The sequence below is a fragment of the Variovorax sp. 01N425 genome, assembly GCF_056399465.1.
In genome coordinates, this window is record NZ_JBFTRJ010000008.1 from 44,198 (window position 1) to 71,000 (window position 26,803).

Here is a 26,803-nt window from a genome sequence, read left to right on the forward strand (position 1 = left end):
GGCCTGCCGCCGCTTTTCCTCTCTTCATTCGCAGAACGCTTTCATGACAAAGAACATCGAGGTCCCTGCCGGCCTGGCCGAGCGCCGCGCCCGCGCCGTCTACGACCTGGGCCTGAGCACCATCTATGCGTCGCGGGCCGATGCACGGTTCTCATACTGCACCTATGTGCCCGAGCACATCGGCCAGCCCGGCACGCGGCCGATGCAGCTGGTGGTGGTGGTGCACGGCACCGGCCGCGCCTTCGTCAACTACCGCGAGGCCTTCAGCGGCTTCGCCAAGTGGAACGACTGCATCGTGCTGTGTCCGCTGTTTCCGGCCGGCGTGCGCGGCGACGGCAACCGCGACGGCTTCAAGCACCTGGTCGAGGCCGACATCCACTACGACCGGATCCTGCTGGACATGGTGGCCGAGGTGGGCGAGAAATTCGCCTCTGACTTCAGCCGCTTTGCGCTGTTCGGCTACTCGGGCGGCGGGCAGTTCGTCAACCGCTTTGCCATGCTGCATCCGGAGCACTTGTGGGCGGCGTCGATCGGCGCGCCCGGCTCCGTTACGCTGATCGATCCGGCGCAGGGCTGGTGGGTCGGCACGAAGGACTTCGAGACCCGTTTCGGCAAGCCGATGAACCTGCAAGCGCTGCGCCGCCTGCCCGTGCACATGGTCGCGGGCAAGGCGGACATCGAGACCTGGGAGATCACGCACCGCGAGGGCGGCAAGTTCTTCATGCCGGGCGCCAATGAGACGGGCCGCACGCGGCCCGAGCGCCTCGAAGCGCTGCGCCGTTCTTTCGAGGCCGCTGGCGTGAAGGTTGCGTTCGACCTGCTCGACAACGTGCCGCACAACGGGCTGGCCTGCGTGGGACATGTGCAAGACTTCTTCGCAAAGGCGCTGCACGACCTGCGCGCCGTGGCCTCGGCGGCCTGACACCCACCCCACACACCAGAAAGAAGGCCCATGTTCCGCTTCGCCGCGGCCCGCATCGCGATGGCGATTCCCACGCTGCTCATCGTGGCGGTGTCGGTGTTCGTCCTGATACGGCTCATTCCAGGCGACCCCGCGCAGCTGCTGCTCGGCGACCTGGCCACGCCCGCCAGCCTCGCCGACCTGCGCGCCCGCCTGGGGCTCGACCGCCCGCTGGCGGCGCAGTTCGGCATCTGGTTCGGCCACGTGCTGAAAGGCGACCTGGGCCTCTCGATCAACAGCGGCCAGGACGTGCTCTCGCTCGTGGCCGACCGCTTCCTGGTCAGCGGCCGCATCGTGCTGGTGGCCGTGGCGCTGGCCGCGATGGTGGCGGTGCCCGCCGGCATGATCGCCGCGTGGAAGCACAACCGCGCGCCCGACCTGCTGCTGGTGGGCTCGGCCACGCTGCTGGTGTCGATTCCGACGTTCTGGCTCGGCCTGCTGTTGCTGCTGCTGTTCGGCCTCCAGCTCGGCTGGCTGCCGGTGGTGGGCTACGTGGGCATTGCCGAAGACTGGAAGAACGGACTGCTCTACCTCGCGCTGCCGGTGCTCACGCTTTTCCTGCACGAGATCGGCGTGCTCATGCGCATGGCCCGCGCCAGTACGCTGGAGGTGCTGCGGCTCGACTACATCACGCATGCGCGCGCCAAGGGCCTGTCGGAGCGCGCGGTGCTGGTGCGCCATGCCTTCAAGAACGCGTTCGGCCCGACCTGGACGTTGATCGGCCTGGTGCTGGGCAACCTGCTCGGCGGCATCGCGGTCGTCGAGACGGTGTTCACCATTCCCGGGCTCGGCCGGCTGCTGGTCGACGCGATCTTCGCGCGCGACTACCCGGTGATCCAGGGGTGCCTGCTGTTCGTGGCGGTGATCTACGTGGTGGTGAACCTCGTCATCGATCTTTGCTATCCCTTGTTCGACCCTCGCGTCACTGTCGAATGACTGCCAGGAAACGCCTACCCCTCAATGCCCTGATCGGCATCGCCATCGTCGGTGCGATCGTCACGGCGGCGCTCGTCAGCCTGGCGTGGACGCCGCACGATCCGCTGCGCATCAATTTCGGCGCGCGGCTCAAGCTGCCCGGAGGCCGGTATCTGCTGGGCACCGACGAGTTCGGCCGTGACGAGCTGTCGCGCCTGATGGCTGGCGCCGCCACCAGCGTGTGGATCGCGGTACTGACCGTCACCTTCTCCATCGTGGCAGGCAGCATCGTCGGCGTGCTGACGGGCTTCCTGCGCGGCTGGACCGATCGCATCGTGATGGCCTTCAACAACGCCCTGCTGGCGTTCCCAGGCCTGCTGCTGGCGCTGGGGCTGCTGGCGGTGGTAGGCGCCAACCAATACGGCATCGTGCTGGCGCTCGGGCTCGCCTACACGCCCTCGGTGACGCGCATCGTGCGCGGCACGGTGCTGTCGCTGCGCGAGAAGGAGTTCATCGAATCGTCGCGCGTGCTCGGCAACTCCGAGCTTTACACGATGGCGCGCCACGTGCTGCCCAACTGCACCGCGCCGCTCACCGTGCTGGCCACCTCGATGTTCGGCTGGGTGATCCTGGCCGAAAGCGCGCTCTCGTTCCTCGGGCTCGGCGTGCCGCCGCCGGCGCCGACCTGGGGCAACATGCTGGCGTCGGCGCGCCCGTTCATGGCGCAGGCCAGCTACCTTTCCATCCTTCCGGGCCTGTGCATCGCGCTGACGCTGCTCGGCATCAATCTGCTGGGCGACGCGGTGCGCGACTGGCTCGATCCGCGCATGAAGGGTGTGCAATGACGACAACTCCCCTGGTCAGCGTGGAGGGCCTGACGCTCGCGGTCGGCATGGGCGGCCGCGAGATCGTGCACCAGGTGTCCTTCGACATCGCGCCGGGCGAGATGGTCGGCATCGTCGGCGAGTCTGGCAGCGGCAAGACGCAGGCCGCGCGCGCGCTGATGGGCCTGACGCCGCCGCCGCTGGTGCGCACGGCCGGCCGCATTCTTTTCGATGGCGAGGACCTGGCGCTTGCCAGAACTTCGCGCTTGCGCGAGCTGCGCGGCGCCCGCGTCGGCATGGTGTTCCAGGAGCCGATGACGTCGCTGAACCCCTCGATGACCATCGGCAAGCAGTTGGACGAAGCGCTTGCGCTGCACCGCAGCCATCTCTCGGCCGGCGATCGGCAGACGCGCATCCTCGACATGCTGGCACGCGTGGGCATCCGCGATCCCCAGGGCGCGTGCACGGCCTGGCCCCATGAGTTCTCGGGCGGCATGCGCCAGCGCATGATGCTGGCTTCGGTCATGCTGCTGGAGCCGGCGCTGCTGATCGCCGATGAGCCGACCACCGCACTCGACGCGGTGGTGCAGCGCGACGTGCTGGAGCTCATGGTCGGCCTGACGCGCGAGCACCGCACGGCCGTGCTGATGATCAGCCATGATCTGCCGATGGTCGCGCGCTTCACGCAGCGCATGGTCGTGATGCGGCACGGCGAAGTGAAGGAAACCGGCAACACCGACGACCTGCTCGCGCACCCGAAGCATCCCTACACCCGCGAGTTGCTGCGGGCCATGCCGCGGCGGCGGCCCGCGCGGCAGGTGGTGGACGAAGCGCCCATCGTTGAGGTGCGCAACCTCGTGGTCGACTATCCCGGCCATCGCCGGCTGTTCGCCAAGGGGGCGCCCAAGCGTGCGCTGCACGGCATCGATCTGGTGGTGCGCCCGCGCGAGGTGGTGGCCGTCGTCGGCGGCTCGGGCTCCGGCAAGACCACGCTGGGCCGCAGCATTGCCGGCCTGCTGAAACCGAGCGGCGGCGAGATCCTTTTTCGGGGGCGTCCCATCGCGCGCTCGGATGCCGGCTGGTTCGACTACCGGCTGCAATGCCAGATGGTGTTCCAGGATCCGTACGCCTCGCTCGACCCGCGCATGACGGTCGGCCAGCTCGTCGGCGAGGGGCTGCGGCTGGTCAATGGCATGTCGCCCGCCGAGAAGGCAAGGCGCGTGGCCGAGGTGCTCGATGAAGTCGGCCTTGGCACCGCCTTTGCACCGCGCCATGCGCACGAACTTTCAGGGGGCCAGCGGCAGCGCGTGGCCATCGCGCGCGCGCTCGTGCGCCGGCCCGCCTTCGTGATCGCCGACGAGCCGGTGTCGGCGCTCGACGTGACGGTGCGCGCGCAGGTGCTCGAGCTGTTTGCCGAGCTGCAGAAGCGTCACGGCTTTTCGTGCCTCTTCATCAGCCACGACCTCGGCGTGGTCGAGCAGGTGGCCGACCGGGTGATCGTGATGCAGGACGGCCGCATCGTCGAGCAGGGCGCGCGCGACACCGTGTTCGACGCGCCGCGGCAGGACTACACGCGCAGGCTGCTCTCTGCGATTCCCGCGCTGGAGCCGACCGGCGCCGGCGGCGTGCGGTTGCGCTGGCGCTTCGGCGCGGAGGCCGAACGCCAGGCCGAAACCAGCAAGGGGGGCCCCGTCCCGTCCTTCGCCTGACCGACCTCCTTTTTTGAATCTGTCTGCAGGAGTACTTCATGCCCCATTCCTTCTTCCGTCTGGCAGCCATGGCCGGTGCCGGCCTCGCCTGCGCCGCGGCACTCGCGCAAACCACCGTGACGGTCGCGCAGCCGGCGGACATCCGTTCCACCAATCCCGGCGTCAATCGCGACAACACCACCGACGGCATCGTGCTCAACATGGTCGAAGGGCTCGTGGGCTACCGGCAGGACGGCAGCGTGGGACCGCTGCTCGCGCAATCGGTCGACGTCTCCAAGGATGGGCTGACCTACACTTTCAAGCTGCGCAAGGGCGTCAAGTTCCACAACGACGCGCCGCTCACCTCGGCCGAAGTCGCCTGGAGCTGGAAGCGCTACATGGACCCGAAGACCGACTGGCGCTGCCTCAGCGAGTACGACGGGCGCAACGGCCTCAAGGTGGTGGACGCCGCAACGCCCGACGACGCCACCTTCGTGCTGAAGATCAACCGTCCCTCGGCCGTGTTCCTCGATACGCTGGCGCGCTCCGACTGCGGCATGACGGCCATCCTGCATCCGAGCTCGGTCAAGCCCGACGGCAGCTGGGACAAGCCCGTGGGAACCGGCCCGTTCAAGTTCGGCGAATGGAAGCGCGGCGAGTACGTCACGGTGACCGCGTTCAAGGGCTACACCTCGTCGCCGGGCGCCACCAAGGCCGATGGCTACGTGGGCCTGAAGGCGCCGCTCGTGGACACGGTGCGCTTCCTGGTTGTGCCCGACGCGGCCACCGCCGCGGCCGGCCTCAAGTCCGGAGCCATCGACGCCGGCCAGATCACATCGAGCGATGCGCAGGAGCTCAAGGCCGATCGCAACCTCGTCGTGCAGGCACCCACCGAGGCGGTGAAGAACACGCTGCTCTTCCAGACGCGCGATCCGCTGCTGAAGAACGTGAAGCTGCGTCAGGCGATCGCGGCCTCGCTCGACATGGAGCAGATCGTCGCGGCCGCATCCGAAGGCCTGGGTTCGGTCAACAACTCGGCGATTCACAAGGGCTCGGCCTTTTACGGCGCGGCCGAAAAGAAGGGCTTCCATTACGACCCCGCCCTGGCCGCGAAGCTGCTGCGCGAGGCCGGCTACAAGAACGAGAAGATCACCATCCAGACCAACAAGCGCGCCCATGTGCCGAGCTACACCGTGGCGGTGCTGGCGCAGGCGATGATGCAATCGGTGGGGATCAACGCGCAGATCGAAGTGCTGGAATGGGCCACGCAGCTCGACCGGTACAACAGCGGGAACTACCAGATGAGCTCGTTCAGCTATTCGTCACGGCTCGATCCCGCGCTGAGCTACGAGCAGTTCTCCGGGCCGAAGGACAAGCAGGCGCGCAAGGTGTGGGAAGACCCGCAGGCGCTGAAGCTGCTCGACGAGAGCTTCACCGAGACCGACCGGGCAAAGCGCCAGGCGCTGTTCGACCAGCTCCACGCATTGATGATCCAGCAGGTCCCGATGATCATGCTGTTCAACGGCATCGACGCCTGGGGCGTGCGCAAGCGCCTCGCCGGGTTTTCGGTATGGGAAGGCAAGCCGCGGCTGTGGGGGGTGTCGGCCGCGGCCAAGGCGGGCTGAAGCAAGACCTTCGTCGGGGCGGCCCGACGAACTGCTTGGAGCCGCTGCACGCACGACCAACGAACGGGCCCGCAGCCTGATGGCCTCGAGCAAATCGCCAGCCCTGTTCTTCTGACTTCCAATCGGATTCTCCCGTGTCCAAGGCACATCGGCAGACTTCACGCGCGCCGCATCTCTCGCCGTCCTTCCGATCGGCTCGGACGGCATCGCCCATGCGCGGCGCGGAGGCGACCTGGAGATCCTACCTGGCCAGGCAGGACGCGAACTCTCTCGGCATCCGCTGCCCGTCGAGCAATGTCGTTGACCTGCTCGGCGGCGCCGAAACGGACCCGTGCCTTCGCATGGTCGACCGCTCCCGCAGCGCCATGACCCAGGGCCCGCACCGGCTGGCCCGAGGGCGTACGCACTTCGACTGCCCGAAGGGCCGCGTCGGCAGAAAGGGCGCAACGTACTTTGCGCGGCGGTCGTATGGAGCGCGCTGTACCTGCAGGCCTGGCCGACCGCGACGGCTCCGCGGAAATACTTCACGCATCTCGGCCTCTGCTCGCGGGAGCTGTGTGACTGCGTAACAACACTCTCGCAAATGATGTACTCCTAGGTCGCCGAAATGCCAAAAAGTTCTCATAACCCTTTCGAAGTGGCATTGTTACACTTGTTAAGATTTGAGCATGATTTCAATTTGTCAATTAACACCATTTTGGTGCAGAGCAGTGCGATGCGGGGGCGAAGTTAGCGAAAGCCTTCGTGTTCGTCGACAAAAAGAATGACGGAATTCTGGCTTGAGAATAAAAACAGTGCGCCGTTTCCACGGCGACAATGCCAGAACGCGGGCCAAATAAATAAATAGATTGCCTGCGAGATTGGATGAGTGCCGAGCAGATATGGAGGCACTTCGGTGGTGGAGACAAATCAGGGTGATTGCGTGATCGACAGCATGCGGGAAAAGAATTCCGCGCTGCACGACGCGATTGCTTGCCTGCAGATCTCCGTTCACAGAAGCGCTTTTTATCGAGCTGAAACGCCGCCATTCCAGAGGAGAAGCTGGAAAGCGCAGGCGTTCCGCTCAGGTTCGGAAAATCATGGATTTATTGATGTCGGATGTGCGGCTGTTCGTGAAAGCCGTCGAAGTGGGAGGGTTGACGCAAGCGGCCGACGCACTGAGCGTGCCCAAGGCATCCGCGTCCCGGCAGCTCAAGAGGCTGGAGGCCTTGGTCGGCCACACGCTCCTGCACCGGGGGGCAGGTCGTTTCGGTCTCACCGGGGAAGGGCGCGAGTTCCTTTCCACGGCGAAGGAAGTTCTGGAGGCAGTGAACCAGGCGCTCTCGCGGCTCTCCGACACCAACGAAGCCCTGACAGGCCAACTGCGGATCTCGGTTCCCGGCTATCTCGGCCGCGAACTGCTCTCCTCGCACCTGTCGGGCTTCATGGCCGCGCATCCCCTGCTCAAACTCACTGTCGACGTGAACTCCGGTCGCGTGGATCTGTTTCGTGAAGATGCCGACGTGGCCATCCGGGTGGGGCTCGAAGGCTGCGAAGATCTCGTCGCGAGACGCATCAAGAGGCAGATCCTTGTCCTGTGCGCCGCACCCTGGTATCTCGAGCGCCATCCGGCGATCGAGAAGGTCGACGATCTCGCGGGACACTTTTTTCTGACCTGTGGTCCGGAGCGGCAGGCGATGGAAATGGTCGTTCCAGGCCTTGACCGGGAGCACATCGTCAGGGCCGCGCGCGTATTCCGGGCCAACGATCCGGAATTGCTGCTGAGACTCGCCTGCTCGGCCGGCGGGATCGCCTTGGTCCCTCTTCTTTGTGCCAAAGCCGAGATTCAGGGCGGCTCTTTGGTCGCAGTCCTTCCGTCGTTCGAGCTGATGCCGGAAGAATTGAATCTGACGTATTTGCCCGCGCGGCGCAATACTCGAAAAATCAGAGCCTTCGTTGACTTCATATCCAAGGCGCTAGAGCAAGCCTGATTTGCGCCTTTGCCGCATCGGAGATCTTCGTGACTCCGGCGGTTTCTCCACGTTCCATTTTTTAACGGCGATGCAGCCGGGCTTCTGCACGCCCCTGCATTGCCCTAGGCAGTTCCACGCATTGGCAGTTCCAAAATTGAAACCTCCATTTTCAAAATTGGAATCCTGTTTTTTGTAGCCGCCGCGGGCAAAATCGGTGTTGGTTACAAGTGAAAGTGAACGTACATTTCTGCGGATCGAAGGACTCAGGCATGTTGGAGTCGCCCGCGGAAAAAAGTTTCGCCGCATTGTGACTTATTTCCAGGTATTCGCGACCCTGCTGGCGATTCGTGCCGAATTGCCGTGATCTTTGAACTGGAGCAATCATGCTTATACAAAAACTGACTCAATCTTTTTTCCGCACGGCAGGCAGGCTGCCTGCTTTGGCTGCAAGCTTTGGCGCCGGAATGATCGCCGTGGCCAGCCTGGCTGCGCCGGCCTCGGCACAGCCTGTCGCGACCCCGTCTGCGCTCGCCCCCGAGAAAACCGTTGCGGTCACCCTGACGCAATTCAAGGTGGTGAAGGCTGCGGACGGCAAGGAGCAACTGCTGGATGCTTCCTCCGTCAAGCCGGGCGACATCCTGGAATACCGGGCAACCTACATCAACAAAACCGGCAAGCCGGTCTCCGGCCTGGTCGCCGATCTGCCGATCCCCGAGGGGCTCGAGTACCTGCCGCGCAGCGCCAAGCCTGGTGCCGCATTGGTCAAGGCAGCCACCAAGGATGGCGTTTTCGGCGCCGAGCCGCTGACGCGGAAGGCTGCGAACAACAAGACGGAGCCCGTGCCCTACGGCGACTACCGCGCGTTGCGCTGGGCGCTCGGCCAGCTGCCCGCCGGCGGCGAGACCGCCGTGACTGCGCGCGCCAAGGTCGAGATCGTCGTTCCGCCGGAGCCCAAGACCTCCCCCGCCGCGCCCCAGGCGCCGCCTGTGACGGTGCAGTCCGCTGCAGGCGCTGCCTCGCGCTGAGGTCGTGGTGGTTTCGCCTCCTGGCTTCCGTTCCCTTGCTTTCCTTTGCTATTGCGCGCAACCCGGCCCGTGTCTTCCGCCCGCGGAATCCATGAGCCGGGCTTTTTTTGTTCCTTTTTTTTGACAACCGAGGAGAAACCACGTGAGTCCCACCTTGCCAACCCGGCGCATCGGCTCGAGGCCGAGAGCCGCATGGGCGGGCGCCGCAGTTCTGTCTCTGGGCTTCCTGTTTGGAAGCTCGAGCGCATCTGCCGCACCGCCGCCCGCCAACACCGTCATCGGTAACCAGGCTTCGGCCACTTATTCGGATTCGTCCGGCACCACCCAGCTGGCCACCTCCAACCTGGTTCAGACCACGGTTCAGCAAGTCGGCTCCTTCACGCTGGACACCGTCAACCAGGTCACGACGACGGTCGTCAACACCAAGCTGGGCGCTGCAGGCTCGGTGGTGTACGCGCCGCACATCTTGACCAACACCGGCAACGGCTCGGACACCTTCACCATCACGGTGGATGCCGACAACGATGCCTTCTCGAAGGTCGAGGTCTATCCGGACGCGAACGGCGACGGCGTGCCCGACAGCACCACCCCGCTGTGTACCGCCGCGCCCGCTGCAGTCTGCAGCGTGCCCGCGCAGACCGTGCCCGGCAACAACGGCACGTTCCAGTTCGTCGTGGCCTACACGATTCCCGGCACGGCCACCACGCCGACCACCCCGTTTGACACGGCCACCATCACGGCCACCCCGGGCACGCCGGCGCTCTACACGGCGCCGAACACCTCGGCGGCCGACAAGGACCAGGTCAACCTGACCACCGTGGCCGCGTTCGGCGCCACCAAGTCGCTCGGCGTTCCGGCAGTGGCCGGCCCCGGCGGCGCGGCCTGGCCGCTCGCGAGCACCGGAGGCCCGCGTTCGTCGGCAGCCTCCTGCTCGACGACCTGGGCTGCAGGCCTGGCTTCCAGCGCGACTTGCCAGTACACGGTCTACACGCTCACCTTCAACAACACCGGCGGAGCGCCCGGCAAGTTCGCCCTGTCGGACACGCTGCCATCGGGCTTCACCTATGTCGCGGGTTCCGCCGTCTGGAGCAGCGCCCCGGGCGTGGCGCTGGGTGACGGTGCTGGCGGCGATCCGGCCGGCATCGACTTCCAGGTGGCCGGCAGCACGCTGAACGCCGTCGTGAACTCGCTCGGCCAGAACGTGACGCAGACGATCAGCTTCGTGGTGCTGGTGAACAACACCGCAGTGGTCGGCACCTCGACCACGACCAACGTGGGCCAGTACAACCCGACGGATTCCCCGGCTGCCACCGCCACGGCGATCGGCACCCTGGGTTCGAGCACCAACCCGGCGGCCTACACCGTCGTCGCCAGCTACGGCCTCGTCGTGGGTACCAACCCCTCGACCGCGGCAACGGCGGTCGACACGGTGGCGGGCACGCCCAATGGCACGGCGGCGGACACGACCACGCAGCCCTCGGTGGTTGCCGGCGGCAGCGTCAAGTTTCCGCAGACCGTGTTCAACACCGGCAGCGGCGTCGACAGCATCAACCTGAGCATTGCCAACGGAAGCTTCCCGGCGGGCACGACCTTCCTGCTGTTCGCGGCGGATGGCGTGACGCCGCTGCTCGACACCACCGGCGACGGCGTTCCCGACACCGGTCCGATCCCGGTCGGCGGCAGCGCCAACATCGTGGTGCAGGCCAACGTTCCGGCCAGCGCGACGGTGGGTTCGGGTCCGTTCAACGCGATCCTGACCGGCCGCTCCGCAGGCGACGCGACCAAGATCGACGCCACGCTCGACCAGGTCACCATCGTCGTCGGTTCGCTCGTCGACCTGACCAACAGCGCAGCCGGTACCGGCTCGGGTTCGGTGGCGGGCGGTGACTTGGGCCCTGGCCCGAGTCCGCAGCCGACCACCACCAACGCGACCCCTGCGGGCACCGGCACGATCTTCACGCTGTTCGTCAAGAACAACGATGCGACCGGCCCGGCAACGCAGACCTACGTGCTGGCGGCCAGCCAATCGACCAGCTTCCCGGGCACGCTGCCGGCGGGCTGGACGGTGAAGTTCGTGGCCGCGGGCGGTACCTGTACCGCCGCTGCGATCACCAGCGTGACCGTGGCTGCCGGTGCGCAGCAGCAGGTCGACGCCTGCGTGACGCCTCCCGCGACCCAGACGCCGGTGACGGCCCAGCCGATCTACTTCCGCGTGCTATCGAGCGCCGTGGCATCGACCGGCGTGCTCGTGTCCGACGCCAAGCATGATGCGGTGACCGTTGTCGCCGCCCAGACCCTGGGCGCCACGCTCACGCCGAACAACGTCGGCCAGGTCGCTCCGGGCGGCACCGTCGTCTATGCGCACACGCTGACCAACACCGGCTCCTTGAGCTGCGGCGCTTACACGCTCACGGCCACCGTGCCGGCAGGCGATGCGACGTTGGGCTGGACCACCGCGATCTACCTCGACGTCAATGGCGACGGCCAGATCGATGCGGGCGACACGCTCGTCACCGGCCCGATCGCCGGTCCGCTGGCGGCAGGCGCAACGCAGAAGCTGCTGGTGCGCGTGTTCGCACCGGGCGGCGCCGGCGCCGGCGCGACCGACACGGCCACCGTGACGGCGACGTTCACCGATCCGGCACCGAACTGCGGCGCGCCTTCGGCCACCGACATCAGCACCGTGATCACCGGCCAGATCCGCGTCGTCAAGACGCAGGCCGCCGACATCGCCTGCGACGGTACGGCTGACGCCGCTTTCGCAGCGACGCCCCTGTCGCTGAAGCCCGGCCAGTGCATCGTGTACCAGGTCGTCGCGACCAACGAAGGCACTGCGCCCATCACCAACATCGCGATCAACGACGCGGCGCCTGCATTCACCGGTCTCGCCGGTGCGACGCAGCCAGCCAACCAGTGCGTCTCCACGGGCGTGACCGGCACGGCGCTGGCCTATGCCCAGACCGCGACGGCGGTGAGCTGCGGCAGCGCAGCGAACACCGTGGCGCCGGCCGGTACCGCCACCTTGACCTTCGCCGTACGCATCAACCAGTGATGCGCGATTGAGTCGCCGGCAGGCCGCTTCGGGCCTGCCGGCTTTACGCGAGGCACCGCCTTCACGGCTGCGCTTCGCCTTTTTCCCCTGCTGCTTTCTCGCCGCGCGCTTACGCACGCGTGCATGGCAGCGGCAGAGGAAAAAGACCCAGGTATTCACGGCCCAAGCAGGCGCCGAAAGGTTAAGCGGAGTGCAATTCTTGTCTGACTCATTGATGGGCTGCCGCTCGCAGCGATGGCGCCGTGCCGGCGCCAAGCTCGCGATCGGCCTGGCGCTGCTCTCGGCGCTCTTCCTGACGCTGTTCCTGGCGTCCGCCGCGGTGCATGCAGCACCCGCACCCGGCGGCAGCGTCATCCGCAACGTGGCCAAGGCCAGCTATGTGCCGGCCGGCTTTGCGCAGACCGAGACCTCCAGCTCCAACAGTGTGGTGGCCAACGTGCTGCCGGTCGAGGCGCTGGTGCTGACGCAGGACCAGGCGGTCACCCGGCCGCCGGCCACTGTCGTCACGCTGAATCACCTGCTCACCAACACCGGCAACGTGCCGTCGAGCTATGCATTGGGCTTCGCCAACAACGCGGGCGGCTGCCCGGCGGACACGCTCGATCTGTCGGCGCTGCGCGTCGTGCGCGACATCAACAACAACGGCGTGGTGGATCCGGGCGATCCGCTGCTGCCGCTCGGCGCGCCCGGCGCGCTGGCGCTGCGACCCGGCGAAACCGCCTCGCTCCTGGTGGAGGGAACGATCCCGACCACCGCGGACGGCGTGGCCTGCGCTGCGCTGACCGCGACCACTGCGCTGCAGAACCTGAGCGCCACCAACCGCGACACCGTGACGGTCGGCAACGTGGCGGTCATTGCCCTCACCAAGAGCGCGAGCTATCCGGGCGTCATCGTTCCAGGACAGAGCCGCATCGATTTCATGATCTCCGGCACCAACATCGGCGCCCGCGATGCGCAGCCGGGCAATGCCACCGCGCCGGCCGGCACGCCGGTGCTGGTGAACGGCGCGCCCGCGAGCCTGGTGCTGGTGCGCGACCTCGTGCCGGCCGGCACGCAGTACATCGCAGGCACACTGCAAAGCACGGCCGCGGGCGCCGTGCGCCTGTTCCGCCTGCCGGGCGATCCGGCCTTCAGCTACCGCACCGCCGACGACGCGGCCGCGATCGAAGTGGCCATTGGCGTGCCGACGGCCGTGTCGCGCAACGCCTCGATCGCCATGCAGTTCGCGGTGCTGGTGAAGGCCGACCAGTCCGGCGACATCCGCAACACCGCCCAGGGCCACTACAACGACGGCACGGCGCCGGTGGTGTCGCCGTCCAACACGGTGCTCATCACCACGAGCCAGAGCCGCATCGGCGTGGCCAAGACCGCATCGGTGCCGCGTGCGAACCGCGGCGCCGACGGCCTGCTCGACGGGACCACCACCGTGCGCTTCAGTGTCGACGTGCGCAACTATGGCGCCGTGTGGCTCTACGGCGTGCAGGCGGTCGACCTGCTCGAAGGCAGCGGCGCGACCCAGTTCGGCAGCTACACCGGCGCGGCGGTGCCGGGTCCCGGCCAGTACACGGTCGTGCCAGGCTCGATCGCCATTGCGGGCAACCAAGGCAACGGCGTGAGCGGGACCGTGGCCGCCGCGAACAACGGCTTCACCGGCACCGCCGCCGCCCAGAACCTGCTGGCGCCCGGTGCGGTGCTGCCTGTCGGTGCGCAGGTCACCGTGCAGTTCGACGTTCGCATCAATGTCAGCGGCCGCACCGGCACGCTTCTCAACAGCGTGCGTGCGCAGGGCGCCCTCACGCCCGGCGGCGCGCCCGTGGCCTACGACGATTCGGTCGACGGCGCCAGCCCGGACCCGGACGGCGACGGCAATCCCAACAACAACGCCTCGCCCACGCCGGTGTCGATGCAGCTGCCCTCGCTCTCGCTCGCCAAGACCGCTTCGCTGCCGCGGCGCGTGGCCCAGGGCGTCTACGAGATCGACTATCGGCTGCTCGTCACGAACACGGGCGTCGCGCCGGCGCCGAACGTGCGCGTGATCGACAACCTGAACTGCACCTTCGACATGGACAAGCCCGAGGGCCTGGTCGCGTCGTGGGAACTGGTGGACGCGCCCAAGGTTCGCAGCGGCTTGCTCAACGCCGCGGGAAGCTTCACCGGGCGCGCGGCCTGCGACCGCGAGGCCCTGGCCAGCAGCGATGCATTCAGGCTGCCGACCGAGGCGGTGCTCAGCCTCACCGACGGCAGCCGCGGCCTCGAGCCCGGCCAGAGCGAGGAGGTCAGCTTCAGCGTCCGCATCACGCAGAAGCCTGGCGCAGGGGACCGCCGCGCGACCTTCAACAACAAGGCATGGGCTGCGGCTTTCGACCAGAACACCATCAACGTCACGCCCGCGATGCTGGTCGCGGCCACCGCGAATTCGGTGCAGTCGCTGCTGGCCGATCCGGCCGGCACGGTCTACAACGCCGTCACGCGAGAGCCCGTCCAGGGCGCGGTGGTCACGTTCACGCGGCAGTCGTGCAGCAGCGGATCGGTCACGCCGATGAACGCGGCGGAAATCTACGGCGGCTCCTCGGGCACCTACACGTTCAATGCCGACGGCAGCGTCTCGATGACGACCGGTGCCGACGGCAGCTATCAGTTCTACCTGCAATCGCCGCCGTTCATCGGCCTGTGCACCTACACGCTGCAGGTGGCGCCGCCGGCAGGCAGCGGCTATGTCTTCCCGTCGCAGCTGATCCCTGTGACGGCCGGCACCTTCGGCAGCTGCGGTCCGGTGGTGCCCGGTGCGCTGCCGCCCAAGGGGGCCGAGCCGACGACGCACTATTTCTCGGTCACGTCCGGCTTCAATGCTTCGAACGAGGCGTGCGACGTGGTGCACAACCACATCCCGCTCGACCCCGGCAATGTGCTCGGCCTGGTGCTGCGCAAGGAAGGCAGCAAGCGGCAGGTCGAGTTCGGCGACTTTCTGGACTACGCGTTGACGGTGACCAACAAGACGGGTACGCCGGTGACCGGCATCTCGATCAGCGACAGCCTGCCGCCGGGCTTTGCCTACGTGAGCAACAGCGCGCGCCTGAACGGTACGGCCACCGGCAATCCGGTCGGCGGCGCGGGCCCGAAGCTGGTGTTCAACTACCCGACGCTGACCCTGGGCATCGACCAGATGGCCATGGTGCGCTACCGCGTGCGGGTCGGCGTGGGCGCACCCACGAACGGCGATGCGATCAACCGTGCGCGTGCCCATTCGGGTCCGCTGCAGTCGAATCTTGCGAACTGGACCGTGCGCGTCACCGGGGGTGTGTTCTCGGACGAGGCCTTCATGTTCGGCAAGGTCTACATGGACTGCAAGGCCGACGGCAGGCAGGAGGGCAGCGACGAGATCGGCGTGCCCGGCGTGCGCCTGTTCATGGAGGACGGCACCAACGTCGTCACCGACGTGGAGGGCAAGTGGAGCCTCTACGGCCTCAAGCCGGTCACCCACGTGCTGCGCGTCGACCAGACCACGCTGCCGTCCGGTGCCCGCCTCGAATTGCTGGACAACCGCAACGCGGGCCGCCCCGAGAGCCGCTTCGTCGACCTGAAGAAGGGCGAATTCCACAAGGCCAACTTCATCATCGGCAACTGCGACAACCGCGCGACGCTGGACGACGTGGTGGCCCGCCGCGCGGCCATCGCCGCGATTCCGGACACCGAAGCCGAAGCCCAGGTGCGCATGCGCCTGAATGCGGAAGGGCAGATCGTTGCGGTGGGCGACTTGCGCTCGCTGCCCGCGAGCGGCCAGGCGCTGGCGAGCGGCAGCACGGGCTCGACCACGACGTCGTCCGCGCCGCTGATCGCCATGCCCGATGCGCCGGCCAATGCCAGCAGCTTCGTCGGTGCCGCCTCCGGCAGCATGAGCGGCACGCTGGGGACGGCGGCTTCGGCGGCGTCGACCCCGGCAGGCAGCCTCTTTGCCGCACTGAACGGCTTGCCGGCGGCCGCGAAAGGCGTGTCTGCCGAAGGCGGTGCGGCAACCGGTGTCGGCGCCTTTGCGAGTCGGCCGGTCAACACCTCCGCCGCCATGCTGGAGCCGCGCAGTGCACCGCTGCTGCCCGAGGCAGTGCCCAGTCCCATCGAGCTGGAGGTGCTGCTGCCGCAGATCGAAAGCAACGCGCTCGGCTTCCTCGGCCTGAAGAACGGCGACACCGTTCCCGCACAGTCGATCAACGTGCGCGTCAAGGGCGAGTCCGGCCTGGCGCTGCGGCTCAGCGTCAACGGCCAGGCCATCGACGAGCGGCGCGTCGGCAAGAAGACGCAGCTGCCATCGAAGAGCATCGGTGCCTGGGAATACATCGGCGTGGTGCTGCAACCCGGAACCAACCGCCTGCAGCTCGATGCGGTGGACGATTTCGGCAATGTGCGCGGCAGCGAACAGATCGGCATCGTCGCGCCCGACAAGCTCGGCGCGATCCAGATCGACCTGCCCGAGACCGCCTATGCCGACCTGCGCACGCCCGTGACCGTGAAGGTGCGGCTGGCCGATGCGGCGGGTGTGCCGGTGACGGCGCGCACCCAGCTCACGCTGGAGGTCGACCGCGGCCGCTGGCTCGACGAGGACCTGAACCCGGCCGAGCCGGGGACGCAGGTCTTCATGGACGGGGGGGCGGCCGAGTTCCGCCTGCTGCCGCCGGGCGAGGCGGGCGATGCGCGCCTGCGCGTGAGCGCCGGCAGCTTCGTCAAGGAAGCACGGCTTGTGCTCTTGCCCGAGATGCGCCCGATGCTCGGCGTGGGCATCGTCGAAGGCGTGCTCGATTTCACCCAGCGCGGCAGCGTGCCGCTCGGCGCCATGCCGGCCGGCGCGGCCTTCGAAGCCGAACTGACGGGCCTCGCGGACGAGCGCGAGAACCGCCGCGCGGGCGCCCGCGCCGCCTTCTTCTTCAAGGGCACCGTCAAGGGCGAGTACCTGCTCACGGCCGCCTTCGACTCCGACAAGACGCGTAAGGACCGGCTGTTCCGCGACATCCGGCCCGACGAGTTCTATCCGATCTATGGCGACTCGTCGGTCAAGGGCTTCGATGCGCAGAGCACGCAGAAGCTCTACGTGCGCATCGACAAGAACCGCTCCTACCTGCTGTACGGCGACTTCACGACCAGCAGCAGCACGGAGGTACGAAACCTCAGCCAGAGCAACCGCGCGCTCACCGGCCTCAAGCACGTGTACGAGACCGCGGACGTGCGCGCGACCAGCTATGCGTCGCGCACCGCGCAGACACAGCAGGTGGAGGAGTTCCGCGCCGTCGGCACGTCGGGCCCCTATTACCTGAGCACGACCGGCGGCGAGTTCGTCGACAACAGCGAGCAGATCGAGGTGGTGGTGCGCGACCGCAACCAGCCCGACATCGTGCTGCAGCGTACGCCGGCCACGCGCTTCGTGGACTACACGGTCGAGCCGCTCACGCGCCGCATCCTGTTCACGCATGCCGTCGCGTCCGTCGATGCCAACTTGAACCCGCAGTCGATCCGCGTCACCTACGAGGTCGACAGCGGCGGGCCCAAGTTCACCGTGGCCGGCACCGACGTGCAGGTCAAGGTCGGCGAACGGCTGCAGCTGGGCGTGGTCGCCAGCACCGACCAGAACCCGGATAACCGCCGCAGGCTGGGCGCGTTGACGGCCGTGGCCCGCCTCGGCGACAACACCACGGCTGCGGCCGAGGTGGTGCGCACCGATTCCGACGAGAAGGGCAAGGGCGAAGGTGCCCGCGTCGAAGTGCGCCATCAGACCGAGCAGCTCGCGGTGGTGGCGCTGGCGAGCAAGACCACCACCGGTTTCGACAACCCGGGCGCGAGCTTTTCGGCGGGACGCACCGAGGTCTCCGGCCGCGCCGAGTACAAGATCGACGAAGACATGGCGGTGCGCGCCGAAGTGCTCTACAGCAAGGATGCGCTGCTGGAAGGCGACCGCAAGGGCGCGAGCGCGAGCTTGCGCAAGAAGCTGGACCACGACATCGTCGCGGAGGTCGGCCTGCGCCACGGCCAGAGCCGCAGCGGCCTGGCCTCGGGTTCGGGCTTCGACTACGGCGAGATCTCCACCTACAACGGCAATCTGGGCAGCCGTGTCGGCGCCGGCAGCGTGACCGCGCTCGGCGGCGCCGCGACGGCCAATGCCAGCGCCGAGAGCGAGAGCCTGACCACCGTGCGCGCGCGCCTGTCGGCCCAGGTGCCGGGCGTGCCGCTGGCCCAGGTCTTCGTGGAGGGCGAGCAGGACCTGAAGAACTCCGACCGCCACACGCTGGCCGTCGGCGGCAACTACGCGATCACGGACAAGACGCGCGTCTATGCGCGCTACGAGCTCATCTCCAGCCTGTATGGCGCCGCCCAGCTCGATGCCGCGCAGTCCAACAACGTCGGCATCCTCGGCATCGAGAGCAACTACATGGACGGCGGGCGGCTGTACAACGAATACCGGCTCGCAGACAGCATCGACGGCCGTGCCGCCCAGAACGCCATCGGGGTGCGCAACACCTTCAAGCTCACCGACAGGTTCAGCCTGACCGGCGGCCTCGAGCACACGCGCCAGATGGGCGGCTACGCCAACAGCGCCAACAACGGCACCGGCTATGCGGCCGGGCTGGGTGAATCCACCGCGGTCACGGCGGGCGTCGAGTACCTCACCGACACCTACAAGCTCAGCGGCATCCTCGAAGGGCGCAAGGGCGACGACGCGAACACCCGTCTCTTCAGCACCGGGTTCGGCTACAAGATCACACCGGCGTGGAGCCTGCTGGCGCGCAGCGTGGTGAGCGACAGCGAAGGGCAGGGCGCGAGCGGCGGCAACGAGCGCCACCTCCAGCGCCACCAGATCGGCCTGGCGTACCGCCCGGTCGACGACGACACCTGGAACGCGCTGATGCGCTATGAGCGTCGCTCGGAGCGCATCGTGGGCCACGGAAATGCGGCCGGCGCGTTGACCGGGGGCAGCGCCTTCGGCGGCGAATCCGGCAACGCCAGCCTGCCGGGCAGCACCAGCGCGGACATCGTCTCGGCGCACCTCAACTACAACCCGGCGCGCGGCCGCGTGCTGAGCGCGCGCTACGCGGGCAAGCTCTCGCGCGTCGACGACGGCTTCCTGGCCAGCAGCTACTGGGCCCATCTGCTGCAGGCGCGCTACACCCAGGACATCAACAAGGACTGGGACTTCGGCGTGCAGGCCGGCCTGCTGTACGGCAAGGGCGGCGCGCTGCAGAAGACCCTGGGCGTGGAGGTCGGCTACCAGATGGCGAAGGACCTGTGGATCTCTGCGGGCTACAACTTCGTGGGCCTCAACGACCGCGACCTGACGGCCAACGAATACACCAGCAAGGGCGCGTACATCCGGCTGCGTTTCAAGTTCGACGAGACCCGGTTGGGCTTCCCATCGGCCGCTGCCGGTGCATCGAAACCTGCGGCTGCCGCGCCTGCAGCGCAGCCGGCATCCGTCGCCGGCAGCGGCGAACCTCTGCTTCCCACGTCCCCAGAAGAAATAACCAGTTCAGGCCAATGAACATGCAACGACTCAAGAACACGCTGCGCTCGATGGCGGGCACGGCATGGTGGTGGCTCCTGTGCGGGGCGTGGCTCGTGGCCGTGCCGCTTTCCGGGCATGCACAGCAGGTGCTCAGGCCGCAGACCGGTACGTTGATCAACGGCACGATCGTGGGCTCCAGCAACGGCTTGTCCATGAGAACTTACTGCGTCAGCGGGTTCCCGACCGGCCTGACGATGTGGGAGCGGCTGAACAGCGCCGCGGTCAGTGGCACCTTTGCCAATCTGACCGGCGGTTTGCGGGCCTATGAGCTGCGCTGCTCGCCGTTCACCGTCACCGAGGGCGCGACCGCCGCGACCATCACCTGGGGTGCGGCAACCCAGCGTGGCGTCGCTGGCCGACCCATCAACGGCATGACGCTGCGCGGTCCCCAGGCGTGTCCGGCCGGCACGGTGATTGCAGTGATGGGTGGCGTCGACCGCATGTTCAATGGCGCATCGGGCAACATCTATCCGACGCAGCTCACCTTCACCTGCCGACCGGTCACGGTGGTGGCAGGCGACTGGTTCCGCGTGGCGGCGACCGGCGGCGCAAGCTACACGCTGGGCATCACGACGAACGACGGCGGCACCGGTCCCGGCTCTGCAGTGCCGGGACCTCTGCGCGCGCCGCGCACCGTTTGCCCCTATTCGGCCACCAACACCTGCAATGGCCTGGAAGACCTCGGCGGCGGGGAGCTGATCGACGGCTTCTCCGGCGTGCGAAGCGAGTTTCCCGATGCGCGCGTTTCGCAGCGCATCAGCTTCGTCAACTACGCCTGGAGCCAGGCGCTCGGCCCCAGCACGAACACCGCCACCTGGCGCCCGACCGCGGGCCGTCTGCCCTTCTACCCGCCGACCGTCGCCAACAACACCGCCCGCTACCAGGACACCTACGAGACCTACGCATCGGCAGGCACCAGCTACAGCGGCGGTGCCCTGGCACCAAGCAACGTCAGCGTCCAAAACGTCGTCAGGACCGGTACCTGCAACACCTCGCACACGCTCGCAACGCAGGAGGACTACACCTGCACGAACATCATCACCGGCCGGCCCGACCTGCAGGTGCGGGTCGCCGTGCCGCCGGATGCCTGGACCAGCCACGGGCAGGAACGCATCGTCAGGCTCACGGCCAAGAACTTCGGCCCGGGGAGCACCACGGCCGCCGACAACTCGACCGCCGTGCTGGCTCTTCCCGCCGGATGGAACACCGGCACCTTGCCCGCCAACTGCGCAAAGGCCGGTTCGCCGGTGGTGGTGACGTGCCAGCTCAATCCCACGCTGCTCGCGGGCTCGAGCGGGCCCGGCATGACGGACGGCGGCGAAGCCAACTTCGACATCCCGGTGTTCCCGCAGCCCACCGTGGCGGCCGGCAGCTACCCGGTCGTCAATGGCGCCAGGGTTTGCGTCCAGGCGGCATCGTCCGGCAACCCCCACTACTGCACGGTGCCCAACGATACGAACCCGAACAACGACGACGGCATCGCGGTGGATGAAACCGACACCATCGTCCTCGCCTACCTCACGCCGCCGCTGATGCCGCCCCGCGTCACGACCACCGTGGTCTCCAACGGCGGGGTGGGTTCCTTCGCGTTCACCGGCACCAACGACGCGGCGCCTGTCAGCCCCATCGTCACGACGGTGGCCGGCGAGGGGGAATCGGGGCCGACCATGGAATTGGGGGTCGCGCGGAGCGACACGATCCTGCAGCAGTCCGCCCCGCCCGCGGGCTTCGCGCTGCGCAGCATCTCGTGTACCGGCATGGCCGCGGGCGGCACCGCGACCTATGACCTGGCGCTGAGGCGGGTGACCCTGAATGCGGCGGCCACGGACTACGGCGCCAACATCGCCTGTACCTTCACCAACACCCGCGTGGTCGTCACCGTCAGCAAGCTGGGCGAAGGCGGAACGGACAGCTTTTCGTTCACCGGCTCCAACGGCTTCGCGGCGCAAAGCATCACGACTTCTGCGGCCAACGTGCCAGAGGAGGGCGATCCATCCGGCCTGACCACCGTGGGCGCCGCAACCACCATCACCGAAGGCGTGCCGCCCGCCGGCTGGAAGCTCAAGGGCATCGCCTGCACGGGCATGGGCGCGGGCGGCACGGCCACGGTGAACCTCACCTCGCGCTCTGTCACCCTGAATGCAGCCGCCACGGCAGCCGGCAGCAACATTGCGTGTACCTTCACCAACACCAAGCTGCCGACGATGACGGTCAGCAAGGTGTCGATCGGCGGCACGGACAGCTTCGCCTTCACCGGTACCAACGGCTTCACCGCCACCAACGTGACGACGGAAGACGACGGCGTTGCCATCGCGGCGGCGGAACAGGTGCTCACGGCCGCGAACACCGCCACCAGCATCACCGAAAGCGTGCCGCCGGTCCCCTATGCGTTGACCGGCATCAGCTGCACGGGCATGGGCCCGGGAGGCAGTGCCACGCCGAACCTGGCCACGCGCACCATCGCGCTGAACGCCGCGGCCACTGCACCGGGCAGCGAGATCAACTGCACTTTCACGAACACGGTGCAGCCGCAGCTCAAGCTGGTGAAGACCGCCGGCGCCGCGAGCTTCGCAGTGGGCGTGCCGTCGAGCTACACGCTCACGCTGAACAACATCGGCCCGGTACCAACCTCCGCTCCCGCGACGATCAGCGACACCGTGCCCGCCACGCTGACGCTCGGCACCATGCCCGCCGGCTGCAGTGCAAGCGGGCAGGTCGTGAGCTGTACCGTGCCCGCGGGGCTCGCCGCCACCAGCGGCGCTGCGGCCTTCGTCATTCCGGTCACGCCCTTGCCGGGCGCCTCGCCGAGCGTGGCCAATACCGCGACGGCCACGGGCGGTGGCGACCCGTCCTGCACCGCGACGGGCAATTGCATCAGCAGCGTGACCACGCCGGTGCTGGGGGAGCCCCGCATCACCCTGCGCAAGACCAAGACCAACATCGCCGGCACCCACACCTTCGGCTTCACGCTGACCGGCGTGACCAACCCGACGGACAGCATCGCCGTGACCGCGCTGGCCACGCCGCAGGCCTCCACCACGGTGCACGTGGGCACGCCGGGCGTCGAGGCCTCCGTGCAGGAGTCGGGCGTGCCCGCGGGCTGGCCGGCCAACCCGGTGTCGGTGTCCTGCCTGGACTCCGCAGCCGCGACGAGCGGCAACCCAGCGACGCAGCTGGCCATACTCAACGGCAACACCGCAACCCTGCCGGCGAGCGTGATGCGGCCCGCGGCGGCCATTGCCTGTACCTTCACCAACACGGCCACCGCGCGCGTCGCGGTGAACAAGACCGCGTCGGCGACCGCCGGAGCCGGCGGCAGCATCACCTACGGCCTGAGCTTCGCCAACACCGGCCCGGTGGCCACCGGCACTTCGCTCGTGGTGAGCGAGCAATTGCCGCCTGGCGTGGTGGCCAATTCGGTGGTGCCCGGCACGGGTGTCACGTCGGTGAGCTGCGGCACGCTGCCGAGCGCTCCCGGTGCGCTGCTCAACTGCACCATGACGCTGCCCGCCGGCGGCATTCCGGCCACCACCGGCGTGCGCGGCTTCACCCTGAACGCGACCGCGCCGATCGTCGACACGGGGACCGTGCTGACCAACTACGCCAGCACCAACGTGAGCGGCGCGGGCCTGCCGGTTACGGCAGCCGGCGCCGGCTGCTTCTCCAGCGGCGCGGTGAGCTGCGCCAACGCACAGACCACCATCGTGGTCGGCCCCGCGGCCGGCGGGCAGTCGGGCGTGCGCATCGTCACCGACAACCAGTTGGCCAACGGCACCGCGCAGGACGTGCTCGAAGCGTTCATCCGCGATGCCTCCGGCAACGCGGTCCAGGCCGGCACGGTGGTGAGCTTCGGCGCCACGCCGAATGTCGCCTTCAACGGCGGCGCGGTCGGCGCGGCCGGCAGCTGCACCACCACGGCGGCAGGCCTGTGCCAGGTGAGGGCAACCAGCACCGTGGCCGCGGTCTACAGCACGACGCAGGTCACGGTCGGCGGCGCTGTGCTGAGCGGCAACTTCAGCGTCGGTGAAGACAGCTACCTGCCGAGTCCGCAGCCCTACCGCTTCGGCAGCCGGCCGACCGTGACCATCCGCAAGACCTCGCTCGGAGGGGTCGGCACGTTCAGCTTCACCGGAAGCAACGGCCTGGTGGCGCGGAACATCACGACCACCGTGGCCGGTACGCCGGTTGCAACGGCGGTGCAGACGCTCACCGCGGCGAATATCGCCACCACCATCACCGAAGGCGCGCCGCCCGCGGGCTACGCGCTGATCGATGCCTCGTGCACCGGCCTGGGCGCCGGCGGATCGGCCTCGCGCAACGGGCGTGTGCTCACCCTCGATGCGGCAGCCACCGCGCCCGGTAGCAACATCGTCTGTACCTTCACAAATTCCCTCGACACGGGCACACCACCGCCGCCCGTTGCGCCGACGGTGATGTGCTCGACGAACGCAGCGGTGTTCAATACCGGCTTCGACGGTCCCGTCGGGCCGCCGGTGGCCACCGGGCGTGACCCGGTGTGGGAATCGGGCATCGGCACGGCGACCGGCGGTCCGGCCAGTGTGGCGGCATGGGCGCGCTCGTACGTCGGAAACAAGGCGCCCGCCAGTTGGATCGCGTCGCCGTTCGGCAATGCCAATTGGGTGTCGCAATACCCGGGCTCGCATACCGGCAATGTCGACATCTACCATCGCTTCACTTTCAACATGGCGCCGTCGGTCAATCCGGCGACCTTTGCGCTGAAGCTGGACTTCTATTCCGACAACTCGGTGGCGGCCATCTATGTCAACGGCGTGCTGCAGAGCGTTCCGGGCGTGCCGCAGGCCCCCACCAATCCGTACTTCTACGCCGGCTTTGTCGCGGGTGCCGCGGCCACCACCAACCTGGTGAGCAACTGGCAGACCGGTTCCAACACGGTGATCGTCCACATCAAGAGCGGCGCGGGAGCCCAGGGCTTCCTGGCCCAGGCCACCACCAGCGCGTTGTGCGCGCCCGCGACGATCAATCTGCAGAAAACCACGCTCAACGGCGCCGGTGGACCCTTCGGCTTCAACCTGACGAACACCACGCAGGCCAGCGGCACGGTCAGCACTCTTGCTGTCGGCACGCCGGCGCAGGTGGACGGCAACACGGCCGCGGCGGGCGTGCAGGCCTTCAGCGCCAGCGTGAGCAACAAGGTCATCAGCATCACCGAACCCGCGGTACCGGGCTGGCACTTGACAGGGGCGAGCTGTACCGACGCCGGGGTGCCGGTCGGCAGCCTGGGCACCGGCGCGAGCGGGCGCACCTACACCATTCCCGCGGCCAGCGTGCAGCTGGGCAAGTCGCTGCAGTGCGTGTTCACGAATTCCGCCTCGGCCACGGTGACCATCCGCAAGGTGTCCCTGGGCGCGACCGGAACCTTCGGCTTCAGCGGAAACAACGGACTGGCACCGCAGAGCCTCACCACCACCGCGCTCGGCACGCCGGTTGCAGGCGCCATCCAGACCGTGGCGGTACCGAGCACGGCGACGATCATTGCCGAAGACCCGCTGCCCACCGACTACGCACTGACCGGCGTCAGTTGTACCGGCCTGGGCGCGGGCGGCACGGCAACGCCTGACCTGCCGAACCGCAAGGTGACGCTGGATGCGGCCGCCACGGCGCCGGGCAGCAACATTGCGTGCACCTTCACCAACACCTACACGCCGCCGTATCCACGGGTGCAGATCGTCAAGACCACCATCGGCGGCACCGGCAGCAACCTGTTCCGCTTCGCGCTCAGCGGGCTTTCGACGGCAAGCGACAGCATCACGGTGGTGGGTGACGACACCGTGGAAGGCGCGGCCAACATCACGGGCACCGCCAGCGCCGGTGTCACGATCAGCGAAACCTCGCCCGAGGGCTGGCCGGCCAGCCCGGTGAGCGCCAGCTGCGTGGACTTGAACAGCGCGACTCCGGCCGCCACGTTCGGCACGCTCACGGGCAATCAGCTGGCCATTCCCGGGGCCAACATGGTCGCTGGCGCGGCCATTACCTGCACGTTCGTGAACGGCTATCCCAAGAACGTGACCGGCCGGGTGTTCCTCGACAACGGCACGGGGGGCGGAACCGCGAACGACGGCCTCATCAACGGCGGCGAGGTCGGGCAGAGCGGCATCAGCATGCGGCTGACCGACTGCGCGGCAACCACCTTGTCGACCGCCGTCACGGACGGCAGCGGCAAATACGCGTTGGCCGTGCCTTTCACCATCGGTACGGGCGATGCGCTGTGCGTGGAAGAGACCAACACGGTTTCGCGCATGTCCACCGGTGCTTCGCTGGGTGCCGTCCAGCTGCCTTCCGGCCAGACCGTGGCGAACGCAGGCACCGGCTACACCTACACCCGTGACGGAACGCCGGATCGCATTGCCTTCACTTGGAACAGCAGCGGCCACGCGGGCCTGAACTTCGGCGACGTCGAGCGCAACACGCTGGCTGCCGACGGCGCCAAGAACGGCCTTCCGGGCAGCACGGTGAGCTATCCGCACACCTTCACCGCGCGCACGGGCGGTGAAGTGAGCTTCGATATCCCGAATGCCGTGGACACGCCTGCGATCAGCGGCTGGAGCGGCAAGATCTTTGCCGACACCGGCTGCACCGGCGCGCTGCAGGCCGGCGCGGCGCTGCTCTACCCGCCGGCCGTGCCGGTGACGGTGGCCACGGGACAGAACGTGTGCATCGTGATGCAGGAGTTCATTCCCGCCAACGCGATGAGCGGCAATAACAACACCAGCACCGTGCAGGCCAGCTTCGTCTACACCAACGCCGGCCCGGGCCTGAACGCCACCTACACGGTGACCGACATCACCACCGTGTCGACCAGTGCGCTGGAACTCAAGAAGGAAGTACGAAACGTGACACGCGGCGGCAGCTTCGGCATCAACAACCAGGCCAAGCCCGGCGAGACGCTGGAGTACCGCATCGCCTATACCAACAACGGAACGACCCCGATCAGCGGCTTGACAGTCAACGACACGACACCGCAATTCACGGCCTTCATTGCGGCGCAGGCGGACACGACACCGGCCACGCTCGCGAGCTGCCAGAAGAACACGCCCGCCAACCCGGCCCCGGCTCCGGCCGTGGATTGCAGTGCCGCGCAAGCAGAGGGTGGAACGGGTGCGCTGAGCTGGAAGTTCGCGGGGCCGCTGGACCCTGGCGCGTCGGGCACGGTCCTCTTTACTGTCAAGGTGAACTGAG

General features: G+C 67.8%; 10 protein-coding genes. All 10 read left to right on the plus strand.

What is annotated here, in order from left to right:
* Positions 1–43 precede the first annotated feature (43 nt).
* The 10 genes from AC1DSC_RS15725 (at position 44) to AC1DSC_RS15770 (ending at position 26,802) form a co-directional block, all read left to right on the plus strand.
* The gene (locus AC1DSC_RS15725) at positions 44–922 is read left to right on the plus strand and encodes a hydrolase (RefSeq protein WP_015865984.1); all 879 of its coding nucleotides are present in this window, start codon (positions 44–46) and stop codon (positions 920–922) included.
* Between the two features lie 30 nt (positions 923–952).
* Positions 953–1,897, plus strand: a complete 945-nt coding sequence (locus AC1DSC_RS15730) for an ABC transporter permease (protein WP_015865983.1) — start codon at positions 953–955, stop codon at positions 1,895–1,897.
* On the plus strand, positions 1,894–2,721 hold the full coding sequence (locus tag AC1DSC_RS15735) for an ABC transporter permease (protein ID WP_015865982.1): 828 nt from the start codon (positions 1,894–1,896) through the stop codon (positions 2,719–2,721). The genes AC1DSC_RS15730 and AC1DSC_RS15735 overlap by 4 nt, the downstream gene beginning before the upstream one ends.
* A complete protein-coding gene (locus AC1DSC_RS15740) occupies positions 2,718–4,409 on the plus strand; it encodes an ABC transporter ATP-binding protein (RefSeq protein WP_015865981.1) in 1,692 nt (563 codons plus the stop codon). Before AC1DSC_RS15735 ends, AC1DSC_RS15740 begins: the two co-directional genes overlap by 4 nt.
* Positions 4,410–4,447: 38 nt before the next feature.
* Positions 4,448–6,013, plus strand: a complete 1,566-nt coding sequence (locus tag AC1DSC_RS15745) for an ABC transporter substrate-binding protein (protein ID WP_015865980.1) — start codon at positions 4,448–4,450, stop codon at positions 6,011–6,013.
* Positions 6,014–7,092: 1,079 nt separating this feature from the next.
* Positions 7,093–7,983, plus strand: coding sequence for a LysR family transcriptional regulator (locus tag AC1DSC_RS15750; RefSeq protein ID WP_041945804.1), 891 nt, complete (start codon positions 7,093–7,095; stop codon positions 7,981–7,983).
* A gap of 365 nt (positions 7,984–8,348) precedes the next feature.
* Positions 8,349–8,990 (plus strand): hypothetical protein, encoded by a 642-nt coding sequence (locus AC1DSC_RS15755; RefSeq protein WP_015865978.1) that lies wholly within the window; start codon positions 8,349–8,351, stop codon positions 8,988–8,990.
* 142 nt (positions 8,991–9,132) lie between these two features.
* Positions 9,133–12,042: a beta strand repeat-containing protein gene (locus AC1DSC_RS15760; RefSeq protein ID WP_015865977.1), complete on the plus strand. Its 2,910-nt coding sequence runs from the start codon at positions 9,133–9,135 to the stop codon at positions 12,040–12,042.
* Between the two features lie 214 nt (positions 12,043–12,256).
* A complete protein-coding gene (locus AC1DSC_RS15765) occupies positions 12,257–19,561 on the plus strand; it encodes a DUF11 domain-containing protein (protein WP_015865976.1) in 7,305 nt (2,434 codons plus the stop codon).
* A gap of 2 nt (positions 19,562–19,563) precedes the next feature.
* Entirely contained in the window at positions 19,564–26,802 is a 7,239-nt protein-coding gene (locus tag AC1DSC_RS15770) for an Ig-like domain-containing protein (RefSeq protein WP_015865975.1), read from the plus strand.
* Position 26,803: the final 1 nt, after the last annotated feature.